This window comes from Microbacterium immunditiarum (assembly GCF_013409785.1).
GTDB classification, from domain to species: Bacteria; Actinomycetota; Actinomycetes; order Actinomycetales; family Microbacteriaceae; genus Microbacterium; species Microbacterium immunditiarum.
In genome coordinates this window covers 3405045-3417271 of sequence record NZ_JACCBV010000001.1, presented here as the reverse complement: position 1 = coordinate 3417271, position 12227 = coordinate 3405045, and the positions used below count along the sequence as shown (strand labels likewise).

The following is a 12227-nucleotide window of genomic DNA, read 5'->3' as shown; positions in this document are numbered from 1 at the left end:
CCGTCGACCTCCGCGATGTGCCGGGGAGTCTACTCCCGGCGCTCACGGTGACGGGAGGGTGCGGGAGGCGACGGCGCCCGCGGACAAGCCCAGTGCGCGGACGGACCGGTGGCGCGTGCCGCGAGGGGAGGCGCCGCGATGATGACTTCGAGCATCCGCCCGTTCCGGCCGGACTCCGCGCTCTACCGCCCTCCCGTGCACTTCTTCCGTGGGAGCCTCGGCCGCTTCGCGACCGGTGTCGCGGTGGTCACCTTCGATGCCGAGGAGTCCGACGGGAGGTCGCGGCGACAGGGCATCACCGTCAACTCCTTCACATCGGTGTCCATGGATCCGCCCCTCGTGCTCGTCTCGATCCAGCGATCGGTGCGCAGCCATGACCTGCTGGCCGGCCGTCCCTTCGCCATCAACGTGCTCGGTGCCGAGCAGCGCGTGGTCGCGGAGCACTTCGCGGGGCGCCCCTCGCTCGACCCGGTGTGGATCGAAGGGCGATTCGCGCCACGACTGTGCGACGCGCTGAGCCACTTCGAATGCACGCCGTGGGCCGCGTACGACGGAGGCGACCACACGCTGTTCCTCGGCGAGGTGCAGGAGTTCGACTATCGCCGCGGGGATGCGCTGGGCTTCGTCAACGGCCAGTTCTGCACCATCCCAGAGCAGACGTCGGGCCACGAACCGCTCTTCTAGAGACCGCGAGCGACGCGGTGAGGGGAGAAGGATGACGATGGGTGCTCGCACGGGAAGGCAGTATCTCGACCGGCTGGACGCGTCGACGCCGACGCTTCACATCGAAGGCGAGACGGTGACCTCGCGGGTGTCGCAGCATCCGGCGTTCCGGGACAACGCCCGCACCTACGCGAAGCTGTTCGATCTGCAGCACGATCCCACGCACCGCGACACACTCACGTACGAGTCGCCGACGACGGGCGATCGTGTCGGCATCTCCTTCCTGGTCCCCCGAAGCGAGGTCGATCTGCGGGCCAGGCGCGAGGGCATGACCGTGTGGGCCCGGTACTCCAACGGCTTCCTCGGACGGACTGCGGACTACCTCAACTCGGCGCTGACGGCGCTCTCGACCGCGAAGGGCTTCTTCAGCAGGGCGGACCCGGTGTTCGCCGATCGGATCGATGCGTACTGCGAGTACGTCCGCGAGAACGACCTGCTCGCGACCCACACGCTCATCCCGCCCCAGGTCAACCGTGCCCTGCCGAGCGCCCGGCAGGGCGACGGCGAGGTCGCCGCGCGAATCGTGGACGAGCGCGACGACGGCATCGTGGTCCGCGGCGCGCGGATGCTCGCCACGATCGCGCCGATCGCCGACGAGCTGCTCGTCTTCCCGTCGACGGTCCTGCGAGGGACTCCCGAGGATGCGCCGTACTCGTACGCGTTCGCGATCCCCAACGACACGCCCGGGCTCACGTACTTCTGCCGCGCGCCGCTGTACCACGGCGGCTCGCACTTCGACGAGCCGCTGGCGTCGCGCTTCGAGGAGATGGACGCCGTCGTCGTCTTCGACGATGTCTTCGTGCCGAACGAGCGCATCTTCCTCCTCGGTCACCCCGAGCTGTGCAACGGCTTCTACGCGGAGACGGGCGCGGCCGCACTCATGACCCACCAGGTGGTCACGCGCACACTCGCGAAGACGGAGTTCTATCTCGGCCTGGCCTCCGAGATCTCCGATGCGATCGGCATCAGCGGCTTCCCCCACGTGCAGCAGGACATCGCCGAGCTCATCTCCTATGTCGAGATTGAGAAGGCGCTCCTGCGCGCTGCGGAGTCCGACGGAGAGCTCAACGACGAAGGCGTCTTCCTTCCCCGGTGGGAGGTGCTCAACGCAGCGCGAAACTGGTACCCCACGATGGTGGCCCCCCGGTTGGGCGAGATCATCCGCAAGCTCTCGGCCTCAGGGCTCATGGCGCTTCCCTCCGAGCGCGACTTCGACGGAAGCGGAGGTGCGGCGCTCAATCAGTACCTGCAGTCCGCGACGCTGCCCGCGAAGGAGCGCGCACGACTGTTCAAGCTCGCCCTCGATGCGTCCGCGTCCGGCTTCGCGGGGCGCCAAGCGCAGTACGAGCACTACTTCTTCGGCGATCCGGTCCGCATGGCCAGCGCTCTCGTCGCCGGCTACGACCGCGCACCGCTGCGGGATCGAGTAAGGGCCCTGCTGGGGCGCGAGACGCACTGATCGAGAGAGGCTGTTTGCGTCGTATTCGAAATCGTATATTATCGCCGCGTCGGGCAGGGCGCATTCCATGCTCCCCCCGAGCGAGACAGCGACGTCGAATCCGACACAGGAGTCACAGGCACCATGAGCACAGAACAGACCTCCCCCCGGGACGCGGGGTTCACCCCGACGGGAACGATCGCGAGCGCCACCGACCGGCGTCGCGTCGTGTTCGCGACCGTCGTCGGCACCACCGTCGAGTGGTACGACTTCTTCATCTACGCGTCGGCGGCCGGGCTCGTGTTCGGTCAGCTCTTCTTCGCCCCGGCGGGCGAGGGCTTCGCGCAGATCCTCTCGTTCATCACGGTGGGCATCAGCTTCCTCTTCCGCCCGCTCGGCGCGTTCCTGGCCGGCCACCTCGGTGACAAGTACGGCCGACGTCTCGTGCTGATGCTGACGCTCATCCTCATGGGCGTCGCGACGACCCTCGTGGGTCTGCTGCCGACCTACGCCGCGATCGGCGTCGCGGCGCCGATCCTGCTGATCTTCCTGCGCATCCTGCAGGGCATCTCGGCCGGAGGCGAGTGGGGCGGCGCGGTGCTCATGGCCGTCGAGCACGCACCCAAGAAGCGCCGCGGCATCTTCGGCGCGTCCCCGCAGATCGGCGTTCCGCTGGGCCTGCTGCTCGCATCGGGCATCATGGCGCTCATGGCGGTCATCGCCCCCGGCGATGCGTTCCTCGAGTGGGGCTGGCGCGTGCCGTTCCTGTTCAGCGTCGTGCTCATCCTCATCGGGTACTACGTGCGTCGCCGCGTCGAGGAGAGCCCCGTGTTCCTCGAGATCGCGGAGCGCAAGGAGAAGACGCGGATGCCCATCGTCCAGCTCTTCCGCAAGCACACGCTCCTCGTGATCATCGCCGCGCTCGTGTTCGCCGGCAACAACGCCATCGGCTACATGACCACGGGCGGCTTCGTGCAGCGTTACGCGACCGACCCCGGCGGGTCCCTCCAGATGGACCCCGCTCCCGTGCTGTGGGCGGTGACCGGCTCGGCCGTCACGTGGCTCATCTCGACCGCGGTCGCCGGCTGGCTCTCCGACAAGATCGGCCGCCGCACGACCTACATCATCGGGTGGATCCTGCAGCTCGTCGGCGTCATCACGCTCTTCCCGCTCGTCAACACGGGCAACGTGTGGCTGCTGTTCACGGGCCTCGCGATCCTCACGATCGGCCTCGGCTTCACGTACGGACCGCAGGCGGCCCTCTACGCGGAGCTGTTCCCCGCCTCGATCCGCTTCTCGGGCGTCTCGATCTCGTACGCGATCGGCGCGATCCTCGGCGGCGCGTTCGCTCCGACCATCGCGCAGGCGCTCGTCCAGGCCACCGGCTCGACGGAGTCCGTCACGTGGTACCTCGCGGGCATGACGGTGATCGGACTCATCGCGACGCTGCTGCTGCGCGACCGCAGCGGCATCCCCCTTGGGCCCGAGCACGAGGCGGAGCAGGCGGCCAGCCCCATCTACGGACTGTCCAGGGCCTGACCCGAACCCGGATGCCCCGACCCGTCTCCGACGCGGGTCGGGGCATCCGTCTTGTCGTCTTGCGGATGCCGCGGCCCCACGGCTCCGGGGCGTCAGGAGTTCACGCGCACGATCTCCTGCTGGTACGGCGCGATGACCTGTGTCGAGATGCGGCAGTCCAGCACGAGGAAGCGACGCTCGTCGGCCGGCTCCGCCGTCCACGACGCGAGCCGGTCGAGGTCGTCGATCGAGGTCACGGCCACGCCCTCGGCTCCCACAGCCGTCGCGAGGGCGGCGAAGTCCACCTGGGGGATGAGCATGGGCTCGCGCGCGAGTCCCTTGAGGCCGTAGAGGTTCACCTCGGCGCCGTAGGCGGCGTCGTTCCACACGACCGCCATGCCGCGGCCGCGAGCGACGCGCACGGCCGTCTCGAGGTCGGCGAGGGCCATCAGCCCGCCGCCGTCGCCCGTCGTGAGCACGACGGTCGACTCGGGCTTGGCCAGCACGGCGCCGGGGACCGACGGCCAGCCCAGCCCGATCGACTGGTACGCCGTGCCGATCATCATCATGCGGTCGGGCGAGGCCACGGGCCAGTACATGTTCGCCCAGCCGATGAAGTGCCCGCCGTCCGAGACGACGACGCGGTCCTCCGGCAGCAGCTCGCCGATGCGGGCGGCCACCGTGCGGGGGTCGAGCCGTCCGTCGGGCGCGATGCCGTCTCCGCGCTCGTACGTGCGCAGCGAGGGAACGACGACCGACTCGCGCCAGCCCGACGGCGTCGCGCCGAGGCGCGCCAGCTCGTCCACGAGGGCGCGGGCGACGGCGTCCGCATCGCCCCGGATGAACCGGCCGATGTGCGGGTGCGTCGCCGTCGGCGACGTGTCGACCTGCACGACGCGCGTGCCGGGGGCGAAGAGCTCGCCGAAGCGCATCGTGAACTGGTTGAGCGACGCGCCGAAGACGACCGCGACATCGGCGTCGCGCACGAGCTGCATCGCGTGGTCGGCGCCGAAGCCGCCGGTCACGCCGAGGTCGAACTCGCCGCGGGGGAAGATCCCGCGGCCGAGGGCCGTCGACGCCGTGATCGCGCCGGTCGCGTCGGCGAGCGCACCGAGGGCGTCCCCGCCGCCCGAGATCCACGCGCCGCGCCCGGCCAGCAGGAAGGGCCGCTCGGCGGCCGCGAGCTCGCGGGCGAGCGCGGTGATCGTCGCGTGAGCGAACGGGCCGGCCGGCTGCAGCGGCTGAGGCAGTCGCGGCTCGGGCGCCTCGGGCACGGGCCCCGCATCGAGTGTCGCGACGTCGTAGGGGATCGCGAGCACGGTGGGAACACGGTACGTGAGAGCGTGCTCGACGGCGATCGCGGTGGTGGCCGCGGCATCCGTCCGTCCGACCGTGTAGGTGCGCGCGCCGACGCCCGACGCGAGTGCGATCTGGTCGACGTCCCACGGGCGGGGCCCCGACGTCGGCTCGTCACCGACAACGAGCACGAGCGGCACGTGGGCCTGCACCGCCTCGGCGAGCGCGGTGAGCGTGTTCGTGAAGCCGGCGCCGTAGGTCGCGGTGGCGGCGGCGAGGCGCCCGGATGCGCGGTGGAACGCGTCGGCCGCGACGACGCCGCCCGCCTCGTGGCGAACAGCCGTGAAGGACACGTCGGTCGAGCGCTCGAGCGCGTCGAGGAAGTACGCGTTGCCGTTGCCCATGACCCCGAAGACCTCGGAGACGTGGCGGGCGAGCGTGTGAGCGACGTGGGCGGAGACAGTGGGCATGCGGAGACTCCTCGAGACAAGGACGGATGTGAGGCCGTATGTGTCTCGCGCACCCCGCAGGGCGGCTGCGTGCCCATTTTTCGAGCACCGGCGGGCGGCTGCGCCTCGCCGGACGGGTACGAGTATAGGACGGCGCCGGAGCGCGGTTCGCGCGTGCAGAACTCCACAGAAATCGAGGGTCCCCGGTGAGGGCGCCGCGCGAATCCGCGGGCGTGCGCGGGCGGGGCGCCCAGATGTCCGGAGTTCTGCACGCCGGGCATCCGCCGCCCCGCGCCCGGATCGGGCGCCCGCCGCCCGGATCGGGCGCCCGCCGCCCGGATCAGCCGCCCAGCGCCTCCCGGATCGCGGCGGCCGACCGCGACAGGCGCTGGGCGATCGACGCGGGGTCTGTGGGTCCCGCCACATGCACGACGGCGATCGCCGCAGGGCGGTGCGAGCGCAGCCGCAGCGGCACCGACACCGCCTGCACGGTCGGGATGACCTCGTCGTGGCTCGTCGCGTAGCCGCGTTCGGCCGCCTGCGCGATCTCGGCCCGCAGGCCGGGCGGCACCTCGACGGGCCACTCCGACTCGGGCAGCGTCGACAGGATCGCCTTGCTCGGCGCACCCACGAGGATCGAATGTCGCGCGCCGGGACGCTGCGCGACCGACGCGACCGCGTGCCGCGGCTCGACGCTCGCGAGCGTGATGCACTCGTCGCGGTCGAGCACCGCGAGGAAGCACGTCATGCCGAGCTCGTTCGCCACGGCCGTGAGCTCGGGGAGAGCCTCGGCCTGCAGATCGTGGGCCACGCCCGCCGCGAGCGCCGCCATGCGTGCGCCGAGCTGCACCCGCCCGGACGCGTCGCGCGCGACGACGCCGTGGTCCTCGAGCGTGCGCACGAGCCGATAGGCGATCGAGCGGTGCACGCCGAGCCGCGCGGCGAGGTCGTCGATCGAGAGCGGGCCGCGGGCGTCGGCGAGGATCTCGAGGATCCGGATGCCGCGGCTCAGCGTCTGCGACGCCGACACCTGTCCGTTCGATCCGCCCATGTGCCGCTCCCCGTTCGCGCCGGACCCGTCGAGATCGCCCGAATCACGACCGCCCCGCCAGCCAGCCCGTCGTTCGAGCGATCCCGACGGGGTGTGCCCGGCGCGCGTGCGCGCCGAGGGCGTTGCGCGGGGGCATCCGCTTCGTATACGATCTGTTCAATAGTAGAACTTCGCGTTCGAATATAGAACACGTTGCCGCCGTTCACAAGACCTCGACGCTGAGGAGAATCCGATGCAGTTCCACCACCACGGATACGTCTCGGGAGAGCCGCGCGTGCAGCCCGCAACCGGGACGGGCATCGACCGTCCGGCAGAGCTGCCCGATGAGACGGATGTGCTGATCGTCGGATCCGGCCCCGCCGGCATGCTGCTGGCGGCGCAGATGTCGCAGTTCCCGCAGATCACCACACGCGTCATCGAGCGGCGCGACGGGCGGCTCGTGCTGGGGCAGGCCGACGGCATCCAGCCGCGCAGCGTCGAGACGTTCCAGGCGTTCGGCTTCGCCGAGCGGATCATCGCCGAGGCGTACAACATCGCCTTCATGAACTTCTGGGGGCCCGACCCCGAGAATCCGCGTGACATCATCCGCACGACGCGCACCGAGGACTACGGGCTCAAGATCAGCGAGTTCCCCCACCTCATCGTGAACCAGGCGCGCGTGCTCGACTACTTCGCCGAGGCCGCCGCGTTCGGTCCCGGCCGGATCACCCCCGACTACGGCGTCGAGTTCGTCGGACTCACGGTGCACGGCGAGGGCGAGTACCCCGTCGAGGTGCGCGTGCGCCACGTCGCCGGCGCACGCGAGGGCGAGGAGCGCACGATCCGTGCGAAGTACGTCGTCGGATGTGACGGCGCCCGAAGCCGCGTCCGCGACGCGATCGGCCGCAAGCACGTCGGCCGCGTCTCGGCGCACGCGTGGGGCGTCATGGACGTCCTGGTCAACACCGACTTCCCCGACTGGCGCACCAAGTGCGCGATCAACTCGGCGGCGGGCAACATCCTCCTCATCCCGCGCGAGGGCGGATACCTCTGCCGTGTGTACGTCGACCTCGGCGAGGTTCCCGAAGACGACAACCACCGCGTGCGGCAGACCCCGATCGAAGAGATCATCCGCCGCGCGAACGAGATCCTGCACCCGTACACGATCGATGTGCGAAGCATCGCGTGGCACAGCGTGTACGAGGTCGGTCACCGCGTCACCGACCGCTTCGACGACGGCGACGACGGCCGCTCGCCGCGCGTGTTCCTCACCGGAGACGCGTGCCACACGCACTCCGCCAAGGCGGGGCAGGGCATGAACGTGTCGATGCAGGACGGCTTCAACATCGGCTGGAAGCTCGGGTACGTGCTCACCGGGCTCAGCCCCGAGTCGCTCCTCGAGACGTACTCAGCCGAGCGCCAGCCCGTCGCGCAGCAGCTCATCGACTTCGACCGCGAGTGGTCGTCGCTCATGGCCCGCAAGCCCGAGGAGATCACCGACCCCCAGGACCTCGCGAACTACTACCTCGGCACGGCAGAGTTCCCGTCCGGCTTCATGACGCAGTACGGCGCGTCCCAGATCGTGACGGATGCGGCGCATCAGGCGCTCGCCGAGGGCTTCCCGCTCGGCAAGCGCTTCAAGTCCGCCGAGGTCGTGCGCGTGTGCGACGGCAACGCCATCCACCTCGGGCACCACGCGAAGGCGGACGGACGCTGGCGCGTGTACGCGTTCGCCGACGCGGCGGCGCCGGGTGAGGCATCCGCCCTCGCCGACTGGGCCGAGTGGATCGCCTCGCCGGAGTCGCCCGTGCGCAAGCACACGCCGGCCGGCGCCGACGTCGACGCCGTGTTCGACGTGAAGGTCGTCTACCAGCAGAAGTTCGAGGATGTGGACCTCGGCCGCGTGCCGGAGGTGTTCCTGCCCAAGACCGGCCCGTTCGGGTTGACCGACTGGGAGAAGGTGTACGCCTCGGGTCCGAGCGCCTGGACCGACGTCGACATCTTCGCCGAGCGCGGCATCTCGCGCGACGGCGCCGTGGTCGTCGTGCGTCCCGATCAGTACGTGGCCGCTGTGCTGCCGCTGACCGCGACGTCGGAGCTCGCGGAGTTCTTCGCGGGCGTGTTCGTCCCGGCAGCCGCGTCGCGGGCGTCGACCGACGAGACGCGCTCCGAAGCGGTCCGCGCGTGAGCGCGGCGCTTGACTTGTACACGTCGGCGATGGACCCCCGCGAGGAGTACGCGACGTACAAGGCTTCGGCCGTGCGACCGCGGGCAGAATGGCCGAAGAGCATGCGACGAACGAGGGAGCCCCTGTGACCGACGAGCGCGAAACCGAGCTGCTGGCATCCGTCCCCGACGGACTGCTCATCGGAGGGGAGTGGCGACCCGCCGAGGACGGCAAGACACTTGCGGTGTCGGACCCGTCTACCGGTGAGGTCGTCAAGACGATCGCTTCGGCATCCGTCGCCGACGGCAAGGCCGCACTCGACGCAGCAGTCGAGGCGTTCCCCTCGTGGGCGGCGACCCCGGCGCGCGAGCGCGCCGAGCTGCTGCGCCGCGCGTACGACCTTCTGCAGGAGCGCAAGGAGGAGTTCGCCCTGCTCATGACGATCGAGATGGGCAAGCCTCTCGCCGAGGCGCGTGGCGAGGTCGTGTACGGCGGCGAGTTCGTGCGCTGGTTCAGCGAGGAGGCCGCGCGCATCCAGGGCCGCTACGGCGCGAACCCCGAGGGCACCGGGCGCATGATCGTGTCGCAGCACCCCGTGGGGCCGTGCTACCTCATCACGCCGTGGAACTTCCCCCTCGCGATGGCGACGCGCAAGATCGCGCCTGCGCTCGCGGCGGGGTGCACGGTGGTCATCAAGCCGGCCGCCCTCACGCCGCTCACGACGCTGTACTTCGCGAAGCTCCTCGAAGACGCAGGCCTCCCGGCGGGCGTGGTCAACGTGGTCACGACAAAGGCGTCCGGCCCGGTGTCGGAGGAGATCATCCGCGACCCGCGCCTGCGCAAGCTCTCGTTCACGGGCTCGACTCCCGTCGGCCAGCAGCTGCTCGAGCAGGCCGCCGGCGGCGTGCTGCGCACGTCGATGGAGCTCGGCGGCAACGCGCCGTTCGTCGTCTTCGACGACGCCGACCTCGACAAGGCCGTCGACGGCGCGCTGCTGGCGAAGTTCCGCAACATCGGCCAGGCGTGCACAGCCGCGAACCGCTTCATCGTGCACCGCTCGGTCGCCGACGAGTTCGCCCGCCGCGTCACCGAGCGCGTCAAGGCGATGAAGATCGGCCGCGGCACCGAGGATGGCGTCCAGATCGGCCCCCTCATCGACGACCGCGCCGTCGCCAAGGCGTCGGAGCTCGTGAAGGACGCGGTCGGCCGCGGCGCGGACCTGCGCACGGGCGGCAACCCGATCGACGGACCCGGCACCTTCTACGAGCCGACCGTCGTGACGGGCGTCAAGCCCGGCTCCGAGATCCTGCGCGAGGAGATCTTCGGGCCGGTGCTCGCGATCGTCCCGTTCGACGACGAGGACGAGGCGGTGCGCCTCGCGAACGACACCGAGTACGGACTCGTGTCGTACGTCTTCACCGAGAACCTCGCGCGCGGCCAGCGGATGATCGAGCGTCTCGAGACCGGGATGATGGGCCTGAACATGGGCGTCGTCTCGAACGCCGCCGCGCCCTTCGGCGGGTGGAAGATGTCGGGCCTCGGCCGCGAGGGCGGCGCCGAGGGCATCCACGAGTACCTGCAGACGAAGTACACGCTCACGCCGAACCCGTTCTGACGTTCCGGCGTTCGTGACGCGAACCGGCGGGGAGGGTGACTCGAGCACCCTCCCCGCCGGTCCTCTGGGGTCAGCGGCGGCGGCGCCGCGGCTTGACGACCTCGCGCCAATCCCAGCGCGAGTTGCGGTCGTGCTTCCAGTCGCGCTTGCCGCGCAGGTCGCCGGTGTCGTGCACGACCTGCCCGTCGATGATCGTCATGATCGGGCGGGTGTCGCGCATCGCAGCGTCGCTCACCGAGAAGTAGTCGCGGTCGAGCACGACGAGGTCGGCGAGCTTGCCGGCCTCGATCGATCCGAGCACGTCCTCACGGCCGCAGAACCACGCGGCGCCGCGCGTGTACGCGTGTAGCGCCTGATGACGCGTGATCTGCTGGCCGGGGTTGACCTGCTGCCCGAGCACGTTGAGACCGGTCGTGGCGTAGTGCATCGCGTAGAACGGGTTGTGCGGCGCGATGTGCGTGCCGTCCTCGTGGAGGCCCATCGGGATGCCGCTCGCGACGATGTCCTTGAACAGCGGTCCGACCGGGAGCCCGTCGGCGCGGGGCACTCCGCCCAGCCAGCGGAAGCCCGAGACCGACACTCCGCAGCCGAGCGCCTTGAGCCGCTGCAGCTGATCGGGTGTCGCGAGGTCGGCGTGCTGGAGTCCCCACCGGAGGTCTTTGATGCCGAACTCGGCGTCCATCGCCTCCCAGGCGGAGACGACCTGCTCGATGCCCGCCGTCGTCGCCTGCGCGTTCTCGTTGTGCCAGCCCGCCTTCGCGACGAGCCGCTGCGCCTCGAGCCACACGGCGTACCCGTCGGGGTTCGAGGGGGTGGCGAACGGCGCGCCCCACTCGCCGATCCCGCGCGTGCGCACCATGTCGTCGCCGAAGTCGGGGAACTGGTTCTTCAGCCGCTCCCGCAGCTCCGGCAGCTGCTTGTCGAGCCCGCCGAGCGCCGGGATGAACCCCTGGTGATGCAGGAAGTTGATCAGCAGCCGCACGAACGCCGCCCCCTGCCGATGCAGCTCGAGGTAGGCGTCGTACATGCGGAAGTGGTTCAGCTTGCGCAGCCCGTCGTTCGGCCGCGTCTCGAGCGCCGAGGGGTCGAGGGTCCCGTTCGGCGTGACGAACAGCACCTGGTCGTAGTTGAGGGTCACGCCGACAGACGCCGAGAACGCCATCGCGTCGAGGGCGCTGCGCTGCAGGTCTTCGAACGTCTGGCGGATGCGCAGGTGGTACAGCGCGTAGTCCGCGTTCGGCTGGGTGAGCACGCCGTCGGGGCCCACGACGACGGCCGGGTCGGAGACCGACTCGAAGAACTCCTTGCCCAGCGTGTTCGTGCGGCCCGGCCCGCCGAAGCTCTCGTACAGGAACACAGGCCGGTCGGGGATGGCCGCGTCGAGCTCCGCGAGCGTGGGGGTGCGCCGCTCGGCGAACTGCCGCGGCGTGCCCGCGCCCATTGCGGTGATGAACTGGCCTTCGGGAACGTCTTCGCGGCGGGCCTTGAGCACCGCGAGCACGCCGGCGACGTCCTTCGCGAGCTCCCACTCGGCCACGTGGTATCCGGGCCGGTTCGCGAGGCTCACGAAGTGGGTGTGGCTCTCGATGAGGCCGGGCACGACCGTGCGGCGCTTGAGGTCGATGCGCTTGCCCGCACCGCCCGCCATCGCCGCCTTGCCGACCGCGACGATGCGGCCGTCGCGCACGCGCACGGCGTCGACAACGGAGTTGCGGTCGTCCATCGTGTGGATGCGGCCGTTGTGCAGCAGCAGGTCTCCCTCGTCGTCGCGGTTGCCCGCGATGCGGTAGGTCGGCGGGGCGAACGCCGTCGCGGCGCTCGCGGGAACGGCGGTGCCGACGCCCATGGCGGCCGCCGCGGCGGCGGCACCGCTGCCCAGCAGCAGATTGCGACGGGAGACGCCAGGAGCGCCCGGCCCGTCCTTCTCGTTGTGTTCGTCGCCTGCGCGCGGAATGGACTTGCCCATCGGCACTCCTCTGGTGTGTCTTCGT

Annotated in this window: 8 protein-coding genes; 5 read left to right on the top strand and 3 right to left on the bottom strand. The window is 70.5% G+C overall.

All coding sequences use genetic code 11. The features are described from left to right. The first annotated feature begins 138 nt into the window (after positions 1 to 138). From BJ991_RS15920 to BJ991_RS15910, 3 genes are all read left to right on the top strand, one after another. Entirely contained in the window at positions 139 to 684 is a 546-nt protein-coding gene (locus tag BJ991_RS15920; RefSeq protein ID WP_179491596.1) for a flavin reductase family protein, read from the top strand. 37 nt (positions 685 to 721) lie between these two features. After that, complete coding sequence (gene hpaB, locus BJ991_RS15915) at positions 722 to 2182, top strand: 4-hydroxyphenylacetate 3-monooxygenase, oxygenase component (RefSeq protein WP_179491594.1); 1461 nt, start codon at positions 722 to 724, stop codon at positions 2180 to 2182. Positions 2183 to 2305: 123 nt separating this feature from the next. Then, a complete protein-coding gene (locus BJ991_RS15910) occupies positions 2306 to 3700 on the top strand; it encodes an MFS transporter (protein WP_179491592.1) in 1395 nt (464 codons plus the stop codon). 92 nt (positions 3701 to 3792) lie between these two features. On the opposite strand, the gene BJ991_RS15905 is transcribed toward BJ991_RS15910, so the two are convergent. Continuing rightward, positions 3793 to 5445, bottom strand: a complete 1653-nt coding sequence (locus tag BJ991_RS15905; protein WP_179491590.1) for a thiamine pyrophosphate-binding protein — start codon at positions 5443 to 5445, stop codon at positions 3793 to 3795. 319 nt (positions 5446 to 5764) lie between these two features. Next, entirely contained in the window at positions 5765 to 6475 is a 711-nt protein-coding gene (locus tag BJ991_RS15900) for an IclR family transcriptional regulator (protein WP_179491588.1), read from the bottom strand. Positions 6476 to 6707: 232 nt separating this feature from the next. On the opposite strand from BJ991_RS15900, the gene BJ991_RS15895 reads away from it, so the two are divergent. After that, a complete protein-coding gene (locus tag BJ991_RS15895; protein WP_179491586.1) occupies positions 6708 to 8642 on the top strand; it encodes an FAD-dependent monooxygenase in 1935 nt (644 codons plus the stop codon). 88 nt (positions 8643 to 8730) lie between these two features. After that, positions 8731 to 10236: an NAD-dependent succinate-semialdehyde dehydrogenase gene (locus BJ991_RS15890; protein ID WP_179491584.1), complete on the top strand. Its 1506-nt coding sequence runs from the start codon at positions 8731 to 8733 to the stop codon at positions 10234 to 10236. Positions 10237 to 10306: 70 nt separating this feature from the next. Here the strand turns inward: BJ991_RS15890 and BJ991_RS15885 are convergent, their stop codons facing one another. Then, positions 10307 to 12202 (bottom strand): amidohydrolase, encoded by a 1896-nt coding sequence (locus BJ991_RS15885; protein WP_179491582.1) that lies wholly within the window; start codon positions 12200 to 12202, stop codon positions 10307 to 10309. Positions 12203 to 12227 lie beyond the last annotated feature (25 nt).

Bases quoted from the DNA above. Each gene is read 5' to 3' on its own strand.
- BJ991_RS15900 (WP_179491588.1), bottom strand. From the start codon at position 6,475: ATGGGCGGATCGAACGGACAGGTGTCGGCGTCGCAGACGCTGAGCCGC.
- BJ991_RS15895 (WP_179491586.1), top strand. From the start codon at position 6,708: ATGCAGTTCCACCACCACGGATACGTCTCGGGAGAGCCGCGCGTGCAG.
- BJ991_RS15910 (WP_179491592.1), top strand. From the start codon at position 2,306: ATGAGCACAGAACAGACCTCCCCCCGGGACGCGGGGTTCACCCCGACG.
- BJ991_RS15890 (WP_179491584.1), top strand. From the start codon at position 8,731: ATGGCCGAAGAGCATGCGACGAACGAGGGAGCCCCTGTGACCGACGAG.
- hpaB (WP_179491594.1), top strand. From the start codon at position 722: ATGGGTGCTCGCACGGGAAGGCAGTATCTCGACCGGCTGGACGCGTCG.
- BJ991_RS15920 (WP_179491596.1), top strand. From the start codon at position 139: ATGATGACTTCGAGCATCCGCCCGTTCCGGCCGGACTCCGCGCTCTAC.
- BJ991_RS15905 (WP_179491590.1), bottom strand. From the start codon at position 5,445: ATGCCCACTGTCTCCGCCCACGTCGCTCACACGCTCGCCCGCCACGTC.
- BJ991_RS15885 (WP_179491582.1), bottom strand. From the start codon at position 12,202: ATGGGCAAGTCCATTCCGCGCGCAGGCGACGAACACAACGAGAAGGAC.